Consider the following 18,436-nt stretch of genomic DNA (forward strand, 5'->3'; position numbering starts at 1 on the left):
GAGGCAGGACACTCTCCGTAAGGCATTGCGCATGGTTCTCGAGACCCAGGGCAGGCGGCCGAACCGCCGGTACTACCGGCAGGGGGACTCAAAGGAACGAAGGGCCGTGCACGACGTGATCGCAGTACAACAGACCATCCATGTCGGCGGAGAGTGGCGCGCAGCCCTCTCCGGCGCCACGCGCGAGATCATCGATCCCGTCGACGCGACCGCCTTCGCGATGGTGGCGGAGGGCGGTGTCCAGGACACCGACGACGCCGTGGCCGCGGCACGAGCCGCGTTCGACGACGGCGCCTGGCCGCGTACGCCGGTCGCCGAGCGGGCCGCCCTGCTGCGGCGGGTCGCCGCCCTCCTCGAGCGCGATCGCGAGCGGATCGGTGCTCTGGAGAGCCAGGACGCGGGCAAGACGCTGGAGGAGGGCCGCGTCGACGTCGACTGTGTCCGCGATGCCTTCCTGTACTTCGCCGACCTCGTGGCGAACGAGAACGGCGGACGCGTCGTCGACGCCGGTTCGGAGGAGATCCGCAGTGTCGTGGTGTACGAGCCGGTCGGGGTCTGCGCCCTGATCACGCCGTGGAACTACCCGCTGCTCCAGGCCAGCTGGAAGATCGCGCCCGCCCTCGCCGCCGGCAACACGTTCGTGATCAAGCCCAGTGAGATCACCCCGCTGACCACCGTCGTACTGATCGAATTGCTCCTGGAGGCCGGGCTGCCGCTTGGCGCGGCCAACATCGTCACCGGGCCCGGCGGCACCGTCGGCGCCCGGCTCGCCGAGCACCCCGATGTCGACCTCGTCTCGTTCACGGGCGGTATCGCCAGCGGCACGAAGGTCGCCAGGGCGGCTGCCGACAGCGTGAAGAAGGTCGCCCTGGAACTGGGCGGCAAGAACCCCAACGTCGTCTTCGCCGACGCCTGTGCGACGCCCGAGGGCTTCGACACCGCCGTCGACCAGGCACTGAACGCCGCCTTCATCCACAGTGGTCAGGTCTGCTCCGCGGGCTCCCGCCTCATCGTCGAGGAGTCGCTGCGCGAGCGTTTCGTCGCCGAACTCGTCCGGCGGGCCACCCTGATCCGGCTGGGACGCGGCACCGACGAGGGCGTCGAGTGCGGTCCTCTGGTCTCCGCGGCCCAACTGGCGCGGACCGAGGAGTACGTGGCCTCCGCCCTCGGCGAGGGCGCGGTCCTGCGGGCGGGCGGGGAGAAGCCGGCGGGTCCCGGCTACTTCTACCGGCCCACGGTCCTCGACCGGTGTCACCGCCGCATGCGGGTCGTCCGCGAGGAGGTCTTCGGCCCCGTCCTCACCGTGGAGACCTTCCGTACCGAGCAGGAGGCCGTCACCCTCGCCAACGACACCGAGTACGGCCTCGCCGGAGCGGTGTGGAGCGCCGACGAAGACCGTGCCCGACGCGTCGCGGCCCGGCTGCGCCACGGCACCGTCTGGATCAACGACTTCCACCCCTACCTGCCGCAGGCGGAATGGGGCGGCTTCGGCAAGTCCGGCATCGGCCGGGAACTGGGACCCGGTGGCCTCGCCGAATACCGCGAGGCCAAGCACATCTACCAGAACCTCGCTCCGCGCCCCGTGCGCTGGTTCGCGGGCGAGACACAGAAGGACCAGGCGTGAACGATCAGCACGTGTACGACTACGTCGTCGTCGGCGGCGGCACAGCGGGCTCGGTGATCGCCTCCCGGCTGACCGAGGACCCGGACGTCAGTGTCGCCGTCATCGAGGGCGGCCCCAGCGACGTCGGCCGCGACGACGTCCTCACCCTGCGCCGCTGGATGGGCCTGCTCGGCGGCGAGCTGGACTACGACTATCCCACCACCGAGCAGCCCCGGGGCAACTCGTACATCCGGCACAGCCGTGCGCGGGTGCTGGGCGGGTGCTCCTCGCACAACACCCTCATCGCGTTCAAGCCCCTTCCCTCCGACTGGGACGAGTGGGCCGAGGCGGGTGCCGAGGGCTGGGACGCGGCAGCCATGGATCCCTACTTCGCCCGGCTGCGCAACAACATCGTCCCCGTCGACGAGGCCGACAGGAACGCGATCGCCCGGGACTTCGTCGACGCGGCGGAGACCGCGCTCGGCGTTCCGCGCGTCGAGGGCTTCAACAAGCGGCCCTTCCAAGAAGGCGTCGGCTTCTTCGACCTCGCCTACCACCCGGAGAACAACAAGCGGTCGTCCGCCTCCGTCGCTTATCTCCACCCGTTCCTGGACCGGCCGAACCTGCACATCGCCCTGGAGACCTGGGCGTTCCGCCTGGAGATCGAGGGTACGCGCGCCACCGGTGTGCACCTCCGCACCAAGGAAGGCGCGGAGCACGTCGTGCGCGCCCGGCGCGAGATCCTGGTGTGCGCGGGTGCCGTGGACACCCCCCGCCTGCTGCTGCACTCCGGCATCGGGCCGCGTGCCGACCTGGAGAAGCTCGGCATACCCGTCGTGCACGACCTGCCGGGCGTCGGGGAGAACCTGCTCGACCACCCCGAGTCGGTCATCGTGTGGGAGACACACGGTCCGATCCCGGAGAACTCCGCCATGGACTCCGACGCCGGGCTGTTCGTCCGCCGGGACCCGGAGGCGGAGGGGCCGGACCTGATGTTCCACTTCTACCAGATCCCCTTCACCGACAACCCCGAGCGCCTGGGCTACCAACGACCCGCGCACGGCGTGTCGATGACCCCCAACGTCCCCAAGCCACGCAGTCGCGGCCGGCTCTACCTGACGAGCGCCGACCCCGAGGACAAGCCCGCGCTCGACTTCCGGTACTTCACCGACGAGGACGATTACGACGGCCGGACCCTCGTGGAAGGGATCCGGATCGCCCGGCAGATCGCCGCGAGCGAACCGCTGGCAGGCTGGCTGAAGCGTGAGGTGTGCCCGGGGCCGGAGGTCACCTCCGACGAGGAACTCAGCGCGTACGCCCGCCATGTCGCGCACACCGTCTACCACCCGGCCGGAACCTGCCGGATGGGGGCCGCCGACGACGAACTCGCCGTCGTCGCACCCGATCTGAGGATCCGGGGCCTCGACGGCATCCGGATCGCCGACGCGTCCGTCTTCCCGACCATGACCGCCGTCAACCCGATGATCGGCGTACTCATGGTCGGCGAGAAATGCGCCGACCTGCTGGGAGGTACGACCCGATGAGGACGCCGCACACCACCACACCTCCGCGGAATTCGACGGAGTCCGTCTTCTCCGTACGCGATCTGTGGAAGGTCTTCGGTCCGAAGGCCGACCGCGTGCCCGCCGACAAGCAGCTCGGTGCCCTCGGCGCCACCGAGCTGCGCGAGCGCACCGGCTGCACCGCCGCCGTTCGCGACGTCTCCTTCGACGTCCGCAAGGGCGAGGTCTTCGTCGTCATGGGTCTCTCCGGCTCGGGCAAGTCGACGCTCGTACGGTGCCTGACCCGGCTCATCGAGCCGACCTCGGGCACGATCACCATCGACGGCGAGGACGTGCTGTCCATGGACACCGGCCGGCTCCGCGAGCTGCGCCGACACCGGGCGGCGATGGTCTTCCAGCACTTCGGGCTGCTGCCGCACCGGACGGTGCTCGACAACGTCGCCTACGGTCTTGAGATCCAGGGTGTCGGGCGCGGTGAACGGCGCGAGCGGGCGGCGGAACTCGTCAGCAAGGTCGGCCTGGACGGCATGGAGCACCGCAGGCCGAGCCAGCTGTCGGGCGGCCAGCAGCAGCGGGTCGGACTGGCCCGCGCGCTCGCCGTCGACCCCGAAGTCCTGCTGTTCGACGAGCCGTTCAGCGCCCTGGACCCACTCATCCGCCGGGACATGCAGGAGGAGGTCGTACGCCTGCACCGGGAGGAGGGACGCACGATGGTCTTCATCACGCACGATCTGAGCGAGGCGCTGAAGCTCGGCGACCGCATCGCGCTGATGCGCGACGGCCGCATCGTGCAGCTCGGGACGCCCGAGGAGATCGTGGGCACGCCCGCCGACGACTACGTCAGGGACTTCGTCCGGGACGTGCCGCGCGAACAGGTGCTCACCGTCCGTTCGGCGATGCGGCCCGCGCTCGCCGACGAGTACGAGGCCGGTCCCGAGCTCGCCCCGAGCGCCACCGTCCACGAGGCCATCGAGGCCGTCGCCCGTACGGGGGCGAACGCGCGGATCGTCGAGGACGGCCGGTGCCTCGGGGTGGTCGACCACGTGGGGCTCCTCGGTGCCGTCGCCGGGGTCCCGGCCACGACGGGGAAGGCGGTGGCCTGATGTACGCCCATACGACCTGGCCGCCGCCGGGCGGCACGACCCGCGCCGCTGCGGGAGCATGCCGCACCGGACACGTCCGGGCGTCCCTCGTCGGCCCGCGACCGGTCCATGACGCCGGCCGCCCCACCGCCGGCCCGGTCCACGGCAGGACGGACGTCTTCGCCCGCCCCGTGGAGCTGACGCGCGACGCGGGCGGGTGGGGCCGATGACCGCCACGGTCACCCCTGCCTCTCCCCGCCGTCCATCCACCCCCGACACGGCGCCCGGTGCGCTGCGCGCGTTCGTGTGCCACCGCGGCCGGCTGATCGGCGCCGGTACGGTTGCCGCGCTCATCCTCGGTTCCCTGCTCCTCGGCGGCGGCAGCTGGCCGGCGTCGCTCGCCGTCGATCTGTCCGGCCCGCTCGACCGCACCAGCGACTGGATCATCGACAACCGCGACGGCCACCCGCTGTTCCTCTACTTCCTGGGCCACGTCAGCAACGTCGTGGTCGTCTCCGTCCGCGCGGTCTACCTCGTCCTGCTCGCCCTCGGCTGGGCAGGCGTCACCGCCGCCGCGGGTCTGGTGGCCTGGCGCGTCGCCGGCGTCCGGCTCGCACTGACCTCCGTCGCCGCCTTCGCCACGTGCGGACTGCTCGGCATGTGGGTCCCCACCCTGCAGACGCTCGCCCTGATGCTCGTCGCCGTCGCCGCGTCCGTGCTGCTCGGAGGCCTCCTCGGGCTGGCCGCCGGCCTGTCCGACCGTACGCACCGGTTCCTGCGCCCGGTCCTCGACACCATGCAGGTGCTGCCGGCCTTCGCCTACCTCCTGCCCGTCGTCCTGGTCTTCGGGATCGGCGTGCCCGCGGCCGTCCTCGCCACCGTCGTCTACGCCGCCCCTCCCATGGCCCGTCTCACCGCGCTCGGGCTGCGCGGCGCGGACGCCGGTGTCATGGAGGCCGTCGCCTCACTCGGCGCCACCGGCAGGCAGCGGCTGCTGACGGCCCGGCTGCCCCTGGCCCGCAAGGAGCTGCTACTCGGCGTCAGCCAGTCGATCATGATGGCCCTCGGCATGGCCGTGATCGCGTCCGTCATCGGCGCGGGCGGTCTCGGCGACCGCGTCTACCAGGCGCTGGCCGCCGTCGACGTCGGTGCCGCGCTCGCCGCCGGCGTGCCGATCGTGCTGCTCGCCGTCGTCCTGGACCGGGTCATCGCCGCGGCGGGGGAGCGCATCGGCGCGGCTCCGGCCCACCGGGCCGGACTCCGCTGGGCCGTCGCCCTCGGGGTGACCGCCGTCGCCGCCGCGGCGGGTCGCCTGTCCGGTCGGCTCTCCTGGCCGGACGGGTGGACGGCGGACATCGCCCCACGTGTCAACGGAGCGGTCGACTGGATGACCGCCCACCTCTACTCCGGTGTGCCCCTCGTCGGAGGCACCGCCGACTGGGCCGCCCGGTTCACCGCATGGGCCCTCAACCCCCTGCGCGACAGCCTGCAGTGGCTGCCGTGGTGGGCGGTGCTGCTCACCGTCGGCGCGCTCGCCCTGCTCATCGGCACCTGGCGCACCGCCGCGACCGCCGTTCTCGCGATGGCCGCGATCGGTGTGCTCGGTGTCTGGGACCCGGCGCTCGACACGCTGTCCCAGGTCCTGGCCGCCGTCGCCGTGACGCTGGTGCTCGGCGTCGCCCTCGGCGTCGCCGCGGCCCGCAGCACGCGCCTCGGACGCGTACTGCGTCCCGTGCTCGACGTCTTCCAGACGATGCCGCAGTTCGTCTATCTGATCCCCGTCGTCGCCCTGTTCGGTGTGGGCCGTGCCCCGGCGGTCGCGGCCGCCGTGGTCTACGCACTGCCCGCGGTCGTCCGCATCACGGCCCAGGGGGTGCGCGCGGTGGACCCGGCCGCTCTCGAAGCCTCGCGCTCGCTGGGCGCGACCGGTCGGCAGCAGTTGTTCCAGGTCCAGCTGCCGCTGGCACGGCCCGCGCTGCTGCTCGCCGTCAACCAGGGTGTGGTGCTGGTCCTCGCCGTCGTCGTCATCGGCGGCCTGGTGGGCGGCGGCGCACTCGGATACGACGCGGTCTTCGGCCTCGCCCAGGGCGACCTGGCGACCGGTCTGGTGGCCGGGGCGGCGATCGTCTGCCTCGGTCTGACGCTCGACCGTGTCACCCAGCCGACGGAACGCCGCGACCTCGCCGGAAAGGGGGCCTGAGATGCCTCGCACACGCCTCGCCGCACTCGCGGCCGCCGTCGCCCTGACGGCCCTCACCGGTTGCGGCGCCGCCGACATGACCCGTCAGGCCTCCCCGTACGCCGACGCGAAGGACTCCCGCACGGTGACCCTGTCCGTGCAGTCGTGGGTGGGCGCGCAGGCCAACGTCGCCGTCGCGCGGTACCTGCTGGAGCACGAGCTCGGCTACCGGGTGGACACCGTCCAGATCGACGAGGTACCCGCCTGGGACGCCCTCAGCCAGGGCCGGGTGGACGCCATCCTGGAGGACTGGGGTCACCCGGACCAGGAGAAGCGGTACATCGACGGGAAGGGGACGATCACCCGGGGCGGGAACCTCGGGGTGACCGGCCACATCGGCTGGTTCGTGCCGACGTACTTCGCCGAGAAGCACCCGGACGTCACCGAGTGGAAGAACCTGAACAAGTACGCCGACGAGTTCCGTACCGCGGAGAGCGGCGGCAAGGGCCAGCTCCTCGACGGCTCCCCGTCCTACGTCACGAACGACAAGGCGCTCGTGGACAACCTGGACCTCGACTACCAGGTCGTGTTCGCGGGTTCGGAGGCGGCGCAGATCACGCAGATCAAGCAGTTCGCCAAGGAGAAGAAGCCGTTCCTCAGCTACTGGTACAAGCCCCAGTGGCTGTTCGAGAAGGTCCCGATGACGGAGGTGAGGCTGCCCGGGTACAAGGAGGGCTGCGACGCCGAACCGGAGAAGGTGACCTGCGCCTACCCGCACACCCCGCTGCAGAAGTTCCTCAACGCCCGCTTCGCGGACGGCGGAGGCGACGCCGCCGCCTTCCTGAAGAAGTTCCGGTGGACGACCGACATGCAGAACGACGTCGCTCTCATGATCGCGGAGGAGAAACTGTCACCGGAGGAGGCGGCGGGCCGCTGGGTGAAGGGGAACGAAGCCACCTGGCGGGCGTGGCTTCCTTCCTGACGCGTCCGCGGCGGACCGGGCACGCCCGCCGGTCCGCCGCGCTTCCCCACAGCATGAGCCTCCGCCCGCGTCGCCGCCGCTGGTCGTCCGCCGCGCCCGCTCCGCCCTCGTCCCACGCCCCGAGGCTCCGGTGAGGTGCGCCGACCGCGGGCGTAGCGGCGGCCGATGGGCTCGGCGCTCAGACCTTGCGACACGATGCTGACCGTGAAACACCCATCACCCGGCTGATGAAGTCACCGCCACCGGCCGCAGGCAGTTCGATCGCGGCGAGGAGGCCGAGGACCACCGAGGCCACTCCTCTGGGCCCCATCCATCCCAGGAACAGCCTGTCGGACAGCGGCAGATCCGTACCGATCAGCGCGAGCATCACGGGCACCACGCGCACCAGGGTGACGGCGAGGAGGGCGTAGAGGACGACGGAGAGGTGGAAGCCGTCCCAGAATTCGTCATTGATCAACTGGCCGAAGAGAAACCACAGGGCGAGTGTCAGCAAGGTGACCAGGTCGTCGGTCATCTTCACGGTGTCCTCGGAGTCGCCGCATCGCCGGCGCGATGCAGACGCCGGCGACGAACGAGGCGACGAATCCGTTGCCGCCCAGGGCCGCGGACAGGGTGTACGCGGCGATGGGCGCGCTCAGCACCGCGAGCCGCGCGGCGCCAGGCAGCGTCCAGCCCCTCGCCCAGGACCGGCGCAACAGCCCCTGGATCGCGGCGGCTGTCAACGTCTTCGGGGCAGGGGGACTGATTCCCCGGTGGAGGGGTACCCGAGGAAACCGGACGCTTTGATCCATTGTCGACAGGAAGGCCGCTCCATGCGCATCCCGACCGTATTCGCCTCCGAGTCGGCCGCGGAGGGGTCCCCCGCACTCCTGCTGATCCTGGTCGGAGTGGTGATCGCCGTCGTGCTGACCGCCGCCTTCTGGTGGGGCTCCCGGCGTGTGGCCCGCAGACGGGGGTCCGCCGCGGCCGCTCAACCGCCGACGGCCGAGGCGAAGCGGAACTCCTGGACATCCCCGGAGGACCGGCCGGCCGATGAGCGGCGCCCCCGGTCCTGAGCGTCGGCGCGTCGCCGGCGCGGCCCGGGACATCACACGCACACGAACGAGGAGGACGACTGTGAAGGCCCGTACCAAGGAAGACCAGGACGTCGTCGCTGTCATCCTGAAGGACCACCGGACCATGGAGGACCTCTTCCGGAAGATGCGGAGCGTCGAGGCCGATCGCGCTGCCGCGTTGAAGGAGTTCGCGGCACTGCTCATCGCACATGGCGAGGCCGAGGAGGCCGAGGTCTACGGAGCGCTCAAGCGCTACAAGGGCGTCGACAACGACGAAGTGGAGCACGGCGAGGAGGAGCATGCCGAGGGCAACGAAGCCCTTCTGAAGCTGCTCGAGGTGGAGGACGTGGGCTCCGAGGAGTGGGACGCCCGCCTGGAGGAGCTGGTGGAAGCGGTCAGTCACCACGTGGACGAGGAGGAGCGGACGATCCTCAACGGTGCCAGGGAGAGCGTCTCCGACGAGCGCCGGGCCGAGCTCGGCAGGGCGTTCCAGGAGGAGCGCGCGAAGCGACTCGCGTCGGACTGCGGCAGCCTGGAGAACGTGCGCAAGATCGTCCACGGATGATGCCTCGCTCTGCGGACCATGACGGAAGGAGCACATGGTGAATGCGCGCGAGCACGAGCGCGATCGGCGGCACCGCCCGGCCCGTACCACTCCGGCACACGCCATGGGCGAGAGCGGCGACCGGAAGGCGCGGAAGGAAGCGGAGGAGGCCGTGACGGCCCGCGCGGGCGACACCGGCCTGGAGGGCGCCGACGGCCACCGCGACAAGCGTCGGCGTCCCGGAGTGGGCCGGGAGGAACAGACCGAGGAGCGCCGTTGACCCGCCGCGCCCTGGTGGGGCGCGTGACACGAAGAAGCCCGCCGGGGCCTCGGGTTCCAGGGGCGTCGTGACGCCCCGCTGAAGGGGGGGCGAGGGGCTTCGAGACGTACCGCTACGCGTCCGCCGAGCGGCTGGCGGAACGGCCGGCCCCGGACGGCACGACGATCGTGGCCGGGAATCCTGCGGTCCGTTCGACGGCTCACGTGTACGAGGATCCGCGCTGCCCCGTCGTCGAGGACCACGAGCGGACGGGCGTGGAAGCACTCCAGAAGCTGCTGCTCATGGGGGAGACCGAAGCCGAGTACACCTTCGCCTCCTTCAAGGACGACCGGCTCGGCGGGGACGGCTCGAAGCGGGCCGTGAACGCGCTGCGGCCCGCTCAGGACGGGTCGCGGGCTCCGCGGGGAACCACCGGGACCGTCAGGAGCGCCTCGCCGGAGAGCGTGGGGCGAGGTCGGGGAGTACGCCGCTCTCCGCCAGGAAGCCCGGCTGCCGGGGCGTCGCGCAGCCCGCGCGGGCCGAGGGGACGGTCCTGGTCGGCGACGTCCGCCGGCCAGGCGCTCTCGGCGTGCCGCGGGACGAACAGCCAGCGCGGTCGGCCGTCGGCGGATGCACGCTGACGACCGCGCTTTTCCTCATCCTGAGGGTTCCCTCCGGCCGTCGTCGACTGCGTTCACTCCGCCCGGCCGAGCCTCAGCCGTCTTCTCGCCCTCCGTACGCTCGGCCGTCCAGGCCCAACCGACGCCCTGGCGGCCGCGTGCCGCGCCGACGGACGACGCATGGCCTCCCGTGAAGGGATGAGGATCGCGGAGAGGGGCAGCCGCGGTGGTAACCCATGGAGGATCGAGCGAGGAGACCCTGATGCACAGCACCCCTGAGCCAGAGCTTCCCGACCCCGTCCCGGCGACGCGCGACGCCGTCACACCGGACCTGCCCGCGCCGGGACCGGACGCACCGGACGTCCGGGGCACCGGAGGCGAGCGCCCCCGGACCGCCGAAGCCGGCGAGGACGGAGAGCGGCAGAAAGACCCCGGCGAACAGAGCGAGCACCGTCCGGCTGCCGGCCCGGGCACTCCGGCACCCCGGGAGCAGACCGATTAGGCACCGCCCAGACGGTGCCGTGTGGCCGCCCCGTGACAGGGTCGTCGAAGGAGGCGGCAGACCTGACGGATGTGGAGAGAGAGCGACTGCGACGGTCGGACACCGAGGGGGAACGGCTTCGGCTGTGCCCTCCGCCCACGACGGCGTGGCGCCCCGGTCACGGCCGGAACGGTCCGGAGGGCGCATGACCCAAGCCCGACAGGTAACACGGCCTCAATGACGAACTCACACGAGGTGGGAGCCAGACCGGGCCGTCCGCTCCTGTGGCTACCCGTGCAGACGGCCGTGGTCGTCGCGCTGGGGCTGCTGGTGACCGGCCCCCTCGCACACCGCTGGCCGTTGTCGGCGGAGGACGGCGTCGACCGCGCCCTCGCCGCCCGTCGTACCCCTTTCGCCACCGCGCTCACCGACGGGGCGTCCCTCGTGGCAGGCACGGAGAGCGTGATCGTCCTCACCCTCATGTGCACGGCCGTTCTGCTCCTGGTGCCCCACGCGCCCCGATGGCGGGAAGCGGCGTTCCTCGCCGTGGCGGTGGCCGCGCAGTCCGCCGTCTTCCTGCTCGTCACTCTCATCGTGAACCGCGAACGCCCCGACGTGCCCCATCTGGACCCGGCGCCCCCGACGTCCAGCTTCCCTTCCGGCCACGTCGGAGCCTCCGTCGCCCTCTTCGGGGGGCTGGCCGTCCTCGCGTCCCGGCGCCTGCACGGCGTTCGGCGCCACCTCGTGACAGGGCTGCTCCTTGCGATTCCGCTGTTCGTGGCGTTCTCCCGGGTGTACCGCGGCATGCACCACACCTCCGACGTGGTGGCGGGACTGCTGAACGGCGCCTGCACGCTGGCTTTCGTGGCGGCCGCCCTGTTACCCCGCCCCGCGGAAGAGGCGCCGCCCGCCCCGGCCCCGTCCGCGCACAGCACGCGGCGGGCCGTGGTGGTGCGCCATCCGCGCGCGTGCGGCGACGGGGCCGCGGCCCGGGTACGGGCCCTGCTGCGCGATCACGGTTACGCGGAGCAGCGGTGGACGGAGACGACGGCCGGGGACCCGTCCGGCGCCCTGGCCTCGTGCCTCGGCGGGAGGCATCCCGAGCTGGTCGTCGTCTGTGGCGGAGACGGCACCGTACGCGCCTGCGCGGACGTGGTGGCCGGGACCGGGACCCCCCTGGCGATCGTCCCCTGCGGCACCGGGAACCTCCTCGCCCGCAACCTACGGCTGCCGACCGACCCCGTGGCCGCTCTGCGGGAGGCACTCCGCGGGCAGGCCGTCGGACTCGACGTGGGACGGATACGGGGCGACGGGATCGCGCCCACCCGCTTCGCGGTCATGGCAGGTGCCGGGTTCGACGCCGCCATGGTCCGGGACGCCTCGGCGCGGCTCAAGGAGAGGCTGGGCTGGGCCGCGTACGTGGTCTCGGCCGTGCGGCACCTGGGAGACGCCCGGATGCGACTGTCCATACGGCTGGACGGGGGCGCCCCGTTGGAGCGGCGAGCCCGCATGGTCGTCATCGGCAACGTCGGGACCCTTCAGGGCGGGCTGCCTCTGCTGCCGGACGCCCGGCCGGACAGCGGCAGGCTGGAGGTCGTCCTGCTCGACCCGCGAGGGGTGACCGGCTGGCTCGCCGCCGCCGGATACCTCGCCTCGCGTGCACCGGGAGGACGGCGGCGGCGCGCGCCCGGCGAGGGGACCGCGGGGACACGGTCCCTCGCGCACGGCTCACTGGAGTACTTCGGCGCAGCCCGGATCGACCTCCGCTTCGCCCGGCCCCAGCCGCGCGAGCTCGACGGCGACGTCCTCCCCGCGGGCACCCGGCTCACCGCGGAGGTCGAGCCGGGGGCGCTGCGGGTGTGCCTGCCGACCCCGGCGGAGGCAGACGCCCCGGCAGGGGCAGGCATCCCGACACGGGTAGGCGCTCTGGCGGGAGCAGACGCCGCGGCGGGAGCAGTTCCCCCGGCGCCGAAAGACACCCCGACGCGAGCAGGCACCCCGGCGCGGTCGGACGTCCCGGCACGGGCCGGAGGAGAAGGAGGGGGCCATGGGCACCGCGACGCGCGTACCGCAGCGCAGTGAGGTCGAGGCCGTGGAGGCCGAACTCCGTCTGCGGGGGGACGTCCTGTCAGGGGAGGAGGCCTGGGCCGCGCTCCGCCGATACGGAGGCTGGGCCCTCGTACGGGACTCTTTCGTACGGTTCCGTTACTCCGACGGGTTCAGCCACTCCCGGGCTCTCGCCCTGCAGACCGTCCTGGCGATCCTTCCGCTGGGCATCGCCGTCATCGGGCTGTCCGGGGTGCTGCACACCGAGGACATCGGGCGGATCGCCGAGCTGACGATCCGCCGGATCAGCGGTCCGAGCCAGGAGGTGGTGGACGACGCCCTCAGGGAGAGCCGGCAGCACGCCGGGGAGGGCGGCGCGGCCGCCCTCTGGCTCGGCCTGCTGTTCTCCGTCGCGAACGTCACCACGGGCATGTGCCAGGTGGAGCGCGGCGCGAACCGCATATACGGAGTGGAGCGCGACCGGCCGTTCCTCCACAAGTACGCCCGTGGGCTGGTGATGGCGGTACTGGCCGGGGTGCCCCTCGGACTGAGTTTCTGCGTCACCGTCCTCGGATCCGACCTGAACCGGGCCCTGATCGAGGTCTACCACCTGGAGCCGGCCACGTCCCGAGCGTGGGACGTGCTGCGCTGGCCCGTGGGGATCCTGTTGGCGGTGATCGCCACCAGTGCCGTCTTCCGCCGCTCGCCCCGGCGCGCCCAGCCGGGCTACACCTGGCTCGCCTTCGGCGCCACCGTCCATCTGCTGCTGTGGCTGGGCGCGACGTGGGCACTGAGCCTGTACGTCGGCTCCGAGGGCTCCTTCACCACCGTGTACGGGCCACTGAGCGCGTTCGTGGCGCTGCTGTTGTGGTCGTACCTCACCTCGATCGCGCTGTTTCTGGGCCTTTCCTTCGCTGCCCAGCTGGAGGCCGCACGGGCGGGGGTGGCGACGCCGATCACCGAGGATCCCGGGGTCTGAGCCGACCGGCTCTCCCGAACTCCCCGACGGAAAGGAACCGTACCGACCATGACCGAGCGTTCCACCCGGACCTGGCGGCACCGTCTCGGACGGCTCGTGATCGGTCGGAGCCGGGCCGACACCCGTTTCGGCGTGCGGTTGGTGGCGGGCGCGGCCCTCACCGCCCTGGCAGCCGTCCCGTTCTCCCTCGCTCTGGTGCTGGTGGAGTCGCACTGGGCCCCGCTGCACCGACTCGACCAGGACGTGGCCGAGCGGCTGCACCGTTCCGCACTCGGCAGTCCGGCCTGGGTACGCGTGCTCGACTTCCTCACCCACGTCGCATGGGGGCCGCTGACCATGCGGCTCCTGGTGGCCGGAGTGGTGGTGTGGCTCCTGCGGCGGCGGGCGTTCCGTCTCGCCGCCTGGGCGGCCGTCACCACGACGGCCGGCGGGCTGGCGGGGCTGCTGGTCAAGAACGTGGTCCAGCGTGCCCGACCGCACCTGCCGGATCCCGTCGCCCACGCGCCCGGCTTCTCCTTCCCCTCCGGCCACGCCATGACGGCCACCACCTCCTGTGCCGTCCTGCTGCTGGTCCTGCTCCCCCTGGTCCCGCGTGCCTGGCGGCCGCTGCCGTGGACCCTGGCGGCGGTGTCGGTGCTCGGTGTGAGCTACACACGGGTCGCGCTCGGAGTGCACTGGGTGAGCGACGTGGTCGGGGGCTGGCTGCTGGGACTGGCGGTGGTGACCGCCACCACGCTCGCCTTCGAGGCGTGGCGCGGTGACATCGGCCGCTCCCGCACCGTCCCCACCGAGGGCCTGGAGCCCGAGATAGTGACGGACTCCCCGGAGCCGGTGGGCCGCCCCGACTTCCGATGACGCGGGCCGGCCTCACTGCGACCGCGGTACCCCCGCCGACCCGTCGGCCGAGGTCTTCTCCGATGCGGCGGCCCGCTTTTCGAGATTCGCCCCGCTCCTGGCAGCTGCCGCGTGCAGTGCCCGCAAAGCGACCAGCAGTACACCGATGTCGTCCAGATAGACAGGGTCCGGTACGAGGTCGATCGGTGAGATCGTGTAGACCACAGCCGCCCAGAACAGGGCGTTGGACTGCAACGGGACACCGGCGTCCAGGAGCATCTTGCGGGCGCGGAACACACGCACGAGCAGAACGGCCGCGGCACTCGCCACCACGAGCACGAGAACCACAGCCACGACGAGCCAGAGGGTGCTGTCCATGCCGCTCTCCTACCCCGTAATGCCCCGGCCGCGCCGCGACACGGACAGCGGCATGCGCTCCTGTCGGCGAGGCTTCCCCACCGACGGGCCGGACCCGCGCCGGGCACGCCTTCGCCCACCTGAAGCACCACAGGATCCGCCGGGAGCGCCGCCGGCGCGGCGACGGACTCCGCCACGCGGTCCAGGCCGGCGCCCACCTGCGCAACCCCTCCCTCGCCGCATGACCGGACAAGCCGCACAACCGCCCCGACCTTCCCAGATACAACCTTCTGCCACTTAGGGCTCGCAGAGAATCAAGGTGTTGCTTCCCGCGGTTCAACTCGTTGGTGTGGTATGTGCATATTTGCCGAGGTCCGTGATCAACTCGGCTTGAGGTTCGCAGTGTTGTTCCCATATCTGGACGAGCGGCAGCGCCGTCTGCTGATGGGGGCTGAGGCCCGGATCCTGGGACACGGCGGGATCCGGGCGGTCGCCCAGGCGGCCCAAGTCAGCCCCGCACCCGCGCCTGGAAGACCGAACTTGCCGCCCTGGCCGCCGAGACCGGCCTGGAGATCACGGTCTGCCACATGCCGCCGGGCACCTCGAAGTGGAACAAGATCGAGCACCGACTGTTCTGTCCGGGAGCAGGCCAATCGCCTCATCGAGCAGTCGATGGAGGAACGGGACCGCATCCACCGAGGCGGGACTCCCGCCGGTGGACCGAGCTTGGACCGGAAATAGACCGGAACAGCTGGTCAGGAGCGGGATGCGGGTGGGATGGAACGGGAGTCCCGACGCAAGTCGGCTGCTGCGATGGATGAGGCTGCCGAGAGGCGCCTGACGGGCAAAAGCCCAGGTCAGGCGCCTCATTTCGTGCCCCTAGAAGAAGCCGAGCTTCTTCGGCGAGTAGCTGACCAGCAAGTTCTTCGTCTGCTGGTAGTGGTCCAGCATCATGCGGTGGGTCTCGCGGCCGATGCCCGACTGCTTGTAGCCGCCGAAGGCCGCGTGGGCCGGGTACGCGTGGTAGCAGTTGGTCCAGACGCGGCCCGCCTGGATGGCGCGGCCCGCGCGGTACGCGGTGTTCGTGTCGCGGGTCCAGACGCCGGCGCCCAGGCCGTAGAGGGTGTCGTTGGCGGTGCGGATCGCGTCGTCGAAGTCCGTGAACGAGGTGACCGCCACCACCGGGCCGAAGATCTCCTCCTGGAAGATCCGCATCCGGTTGTCTCCCTCGAAGACGGTGGGCTGCACGTAGTAGCCTCCCGCCAGTTCTCCGCCGTGCTCGACGATCTGGCCGCCCGTCAGGATCTTCGCGCCCTCCTTCTGGCCGATCTCCAGGTAGGAGGCGATCTTCCGGAGCTGGTCGGCCGAGGCCTGGGCGCCGATCATCGTGTCGGTGTCCAGGGGGTGGCCGGGGACGATCAGTTCCGTACGCGTGACCGCGGCCTCCAGGAACTCGCCGTAATGGCCACGCTGGACGAGGGCCCGCGAAGGACACGTGCAGACCTCGCCCTGGTTGAGGGCGAACATCGTGAAGCCCTCCAGGGCCTTGTCGCGGAAGTCGTCGTCCGCCGCCCACACGTCGTCGAAGAAGATGTTCGGCGACTTGCCGCCGAGCTCCAGGGTGACCGGCTTGAGGTGCTCCGAGGCGTACCCCATGATCAGCCGGCCCGTCGCCGTCTCGCCGGTGAAGGCGATCTTCGCGACGCGCGGGGAGGAGGCGAGGGGCTTGCCGGCCTCCTCACCGAAGCCGTTGACGACGTTCAGGACGCCCGCCGGCAGCAGGTCCGCGACCAGGCTCAGCCAGAAGTGCACGGAGGCCGGGGTCTGTTCGGCCGGCTTGAGGATGACGGCGTTGCCGGCCGCCAGCGCAGGCGCCAGCTTCCACACCGCCATCAGGATCGGGAAGTTCCACGGGATGATCTGCGCGACGACGCCGAGCGGTTCGTGGAAGTGGTACGCGACGGTGTCGTCGTCGATTTCGCTCAGGGAGCCCTCCTGGGCCCGCAGCGCCCCCGCGAAGTAGCGGAAGTGGTCGATCGCGAGCGGGATGTCCGCGGCGAGCGTCTCCCGCACGGGCTTGCCGTTGTCCCAGCTCTCCGCGACCGCCAGCGCCTCCAGGTTGCTCTCCATCCGGTCCGCGATCCTCAGCAGGACGGCCGCCCGCTCGGCCGGCGCCGTCCGTCCCCATGCCGGGGCCGCCGCGTGCGCCGCGTCCAGGGCGCGCTCCACGTCCTCGGCGCTGCCGCGGGCCACCTCCGTGAAGGGGCGGCCGTCGACCGGGCTGGGGTTCTCGAAGTACCGGCCGCGCGCCGGAGCGACGTACTCGCCCCCGATCCAGTGGTCGTAACGGGCCTTGTACGACATGAGCGCGCCCTCGGTGCCGGGTGCGACGTAACGGGTCATGGCATGGCCTCCCTGGAGCGCGCCGGCCGTCCCTGGCCGGCGCTCACCGGCGAGTGTGCGGTCCCGGACGTTGCAAGGCCGTTGCACTGGCGGACAGTTCCGCCTCCAGGGAGTCGAGCCGGGCGCGTACGGGCGGGAGACCGGACGCCGGTACCGCCGCGCACAGCGCCCGCCAGACCATCACGTCGTCCTCGCCCCACGTGCTGTACGCCCAGTCGGCGAGCAGCCCCGGATCGCCCCGGTCCACCAGTGCCGCCCGCAGCCGGTCCGCGAGGCGTTCCCTGAGCCGTACGACCCCGGGCGCGAGCGACGCGGGAAGCAGCGGGCCCGCGTAGGCGCCGGCCGCAGCCGAGACGGCCCCGGAGGCAAGCCGCCGGTCGACCGCCGCGAAGTCCGCCTCCACCACGCCCGTCAGCCGGTACGGGCGCGAACGCAGCAGGTCAGGACCGAGCAGCGCCCGGAGCCGGGACAGCTCCGCGCGCAGCGTCACCGGAGTGACCGACTCGTCCTCGTACAGGAGCGTGAGGAGTTCCTGGCCGCCGACCCCTTCGGGGCGGTGCGCGAGCAGCACGAGGATCTCGCTGTGCCGCCGGCTCAGCCGGAGCCGCCGGCCTCCCGCCGACAGCACCGCCTCGTCCCTGCCGAGCGCCGAGAGACCGAGCCGGTCCGGCTCGGGGGCGGGCCCGAGAAGTGCCAGCTGGGACTCGGCGGCCCGCGCGACCGCCTGTACGAACCCCAGGCTGTGCGGGTGCGCGAGCCCGTGCCCGCCCGTGATGTCGACCGCGCCGAGCACCCGCCCGGTGCGCGGATCGTGCACGGGGGCGGCGGCACAGGTCCATGCGCGTACCGGGTGCCGGAAGTGTTCGGAGGCGACGACCTGCACCGGCCGGCCGACGGCGAGGGCGGTCCCGGGAGCGTTCGTCCCGGCCGCCGCCTCCGACCAGCGCGCCCCGGCCACGAAGTTCATCCCCCGCGCCTTGCGCAGCGTGGCCGGGTGGCCCTCGACCCACAGCATCCGCCCGGCGGCGTCGCACACCGCCAGGAGGTGCTCCCCGTCCGTCGCGTAGGCCCCCATCAGCTCCCTGATCACCGGCATCGCCGCCGCCAGCGGATGGCCGTCCCGGTACGCGGCGAGGTCGTCCTCCTCCAGCTCGACCCGCGCCGCCCCCTCCGGGCTCACGCGCGCGCGTGCGGAACGCCGCCATGAGGCGGCGACCAGCGGCCGGACCTCCCTCCCCGGACCACCGGGACCCGGTTCCGTCGCCGCCTCCGCCCGCCCGGTCACCCACGCGTCGCTCAACTCGGCCTCCCCGTCGAGGTCGTCCCGGCCCTTCGCACACTGCGCGCTCATCGTGATGCGCGCGCGGGCCGCCGACAAGCGCCCCGACGGCCGGGCATCCGCACCCTGTCCGAGACCGGCCCCCCACCCCTCACGTACAGTGGGCCCGGGCCGTGACTGGCGCTCGAGGTGGATCACCACCGGGGAGCG

Annotated in this window: 16 protein-coding genes and 2 pseudogenes; 14 read left to right on the plus strand and 4 right to left on the minus strand. The window is 72.1% G+C overall.

Annotation, left to right across the window (positions count from 1 at the left end; translation table 11 throughout):
• The first annotated feature begins 115 nt into the window (after positions 1-115).
• From ACIA8N_RS27385 to ACIA8N_RS27405, 5 genes are all read left to right on the plus strand, one after another.
• Positions 116-1,624 (plus strand): aldehyde dehydrogenase family protein, encoded by a 1,509-nt coding sequence (locus tag ACIA8N_RS27385; protein ID WP_365783982.1) that lies wholly within the window; start codon positions 116-118, stop codon positions 1,622-1,624.
• Positions 1,621-3,147: a GMC oxidoreductase gene (locus tag ACIA8N_RS27390; protein ID WP_365783980.1), complete on the plus strand. Its 1,527-nt coding sequence runs from the start codon at positions 1,621-1,623 to the stop codon at positions 3,145-3,147. Before ACIA8N_RS27385 ends, ACIA8N_RS27390 begins: the two co-directional genes overlap by 4 nt.
• A complete protein-coding gene (locus ACIA8N_RS27395) occupies positions 3,144-4,229 on the plus strand; it encodes a glycine betaine/L-proline ABC transporter ATP-binding protein (protein ID WP_365783978.1) in 1,086 nt (361 codons plus the stop codon). The genes ACIA8N_RS27390 and ACIA8N_RS27395 overlap by 4 nt, the downstream gene beginning before the upstream one ends.
• Before the next feature lie 205 nt (positions 4,230-4,434).
• A complete protein-coding gene (locus tag ACIA8N_RS27400; protein ID WP_365783976.1) occupies positions 4,435-6,408 on the plus strand; it encodes an ABC transporter permease subunit in 1,974 nt (657 codons plus the stop codon).
• A 1-nt stretch (position 6,409) separates the two neighbouring features.
• Complete coding sequence (locus tag ACIA8N_RS27405; RefSeq protein ID WP_365783973.1) at positions 6,410-7,369, plus strand: ABC transporter substrate-binding protein; 960 nt, start codon at positions 6,410-6,412, stop codon at positions 7,367-7,369.
• A 178-nt stretch (positions 7,370-7,547) separates the two neighbouring features.
• Here ACIA8N_RS27405 and ACIA8N_RS27410 read toward each other — a convergent pair whose 3' ends face one another.
• The gene (locus ACIA8N_RS27410) at positions 7,548-7,883 is read right to left on the minus strand and encodes a cation:proton antiporter (protein WP_365783971.1); all 336 of its coding nucleotides are present in this window, start codon (positions 7,881-7,883) and stop codon (positions 7,548-7,550) included.
• A 298-nt stretch (positions 7,884-8,181) separates the two neighbouring features.
• On the opposite strand from ACIA8N_RS27410, the gene ACIA8N_RS27415 reads away from it, so the two are divergent.
• From ACIA8N_RS27415 to ACIA8N_RS27445, 7 genes are all read left to right on the plus strand, one after another.
• A complete protein-coding gene (locus ACIA8N_RS27415) occupies positions 8,182-8,424 on the plus strand; it encodes a DUF6479 family protein (RefSeq protein ID WP_365783969.1) in 243 nt (80 codons plus the stop codon).
• 61 nt (positions 8,425-8,485) lie between these two features.
• Positions 8,486-8,989: a hemerythrin domain-containing protein gene (locus ACIA8N_RS27420; RefSeq protein WP_365783967.1), complete on the plus strand. Its 504-nt coding sequence runs from the start codon at positions 8,486-8,488 to the stop codon at positions 8,987-8,989.
• Between the two features lie 34 nt (positions 8,990-9,023).
• A complete protein-coding gene (locus ACIA8N_RS27425; RefSeq protein WP_365783965.1) occupies positions 9,024-9,248 on the plus strand; it encodes a hypothetical protein in 225 nt (74 codons plus the stop codon).
• A gap of 861 nt (positions 9,249-10,109) precedes the next feature.
• On the plus strand, positions 10,110-10,349 hold the full coding sequence (locus tag ACIA8N_RS27430; protein WP_365783963.1) for a hypothetical protein: 240 nt from the start codon (positions 10,110-10,112) through the stop codon (positions 10,347-10,349).
• A 216-nt stretch (positions 10,350-10,565) separates the two neighbouring features.
• On the plus strand, positions 10,566-12,410 hold the full coding sequence (locus tag ACIA8N_RS27435; protein ID WP_365783961.1) for a diacylglycerol kinase family protein: 1,845 nt from the start codon (positions 10,566-10,568) through the stop codon (positions 12,408-12,410).
• Entirely contained in the window at positions 12,376-13,353 is a 978-nt protein-coding gene (locus tag ACIA8N_RS27440) for a YihY/virulence factor BrkB family protein (RefSeq protein WP_365783959.1), read from the plus strand. The genes ACIA8N_RS27435 and ACIA8N_RS27440 overlap by 35 nt, the downstream gene beginning before the upstream one ends.
• 48 nt (positions 13,354-13,401) lie before the next feature.
• Positions 13,402-14,208 carry a phosphatase PAP2 family protein gene (locus ACIA8N_RS27445; protein ID WP_365783957.1) on the plus strand — a complete coding sequence of 269 codons (807 nt, stop codon included), beginning with the start codon at positions 13,402-13,404 and terminating at the stop codon, positions 14,206-14,208.
• Between the two features lie 12 nt (positions 14,209-14,220).
• Here ACIA8N_RS27445 and ACIA8N_RS27450 read toward each other — a convergent pair whose 3' ends face one another.
• Positions 14,221-14,565 carry a YkvA family protein gene (locus tag ACIA8N_RS27450; RefSeq protein ID WP_365783955.1) on the minus strand — a complete coding sequence of 115 codons (345 nt, stop codon included), beginning with the start codon at positions 14,563-14,565 and terminating at the stop codon, positions 14,221-14,223.
• A 333-nt stretch (positions 14,566-14,898) separates the two neighbouring features.
• On the opposite strand from ACIA8N_RS27450, the pseudogene ACIA8N_RS27455 reads away from it, so the two are divergent.
• Together ACIA8N_RS27455 and ACIA8N_RS27460 are read left to right on the plus strand one after the other, a co-directional pair.
• A pseudogene (locus ACIA8N_RS27455) lies at positions 14,899-15,057 on the plus strand (ISAzo13 family transposase); the annotation flags it as partial.
• Positions 15,042-15,179: pseudogene (locus tag ACIA8N_RS27460) on the plus strand (ISAzo13 family transposase); the annotation flags it as partial. The pseudogenes ACIA8N_RS27455 and ACIA8N_RS27460, both read left to right, overlap by 16 nt.
• A 244-nt stretch (positions 15,180-15,423) precedes the next feature.
• On the opposite strand, the gene ACIA8N_RS27465 reads toward ACIA8N_RS27460, so the two are convergent.
• The gene (locus ACIA8N_RS27465) at positions 15,424-16,947 is read right to left on the minus strand and encodes an aldehyde dehydrogenase family protein (protein WP_365783953.1); all 1,524 of its coding nucleotides are present in this window, start codon (positions 16,945-16,947) and stop codon (positions 15,424-15,426) included.
• Positions 16,948-16,990: 43 nt separating this feature from the next.
• The gene (locus ACIA8N_RS27470; RefSeq protein ID WP_399416805.1) at positions 16,991-18,298 is read right to left on the minus strand and encodes a GAF domain-containing protein; all 1,308 of its coding nucleotides are present in this window, start codon (positions 18,296-18,298) and stop codon (positions 16,991-16,993) included.
• Positions 18,299-18,436 lie beyond the last annotated feature (138 nt).

The sequence above is a fragment of the Streptomyces sp. NPDC051822 genome, assembly GCF_044452745.1.
Lineage (GTDB): Bacteria > Actinomycetota > Actinomycetes > Streptomycetales > Streptomycetaceae > Streptomyces.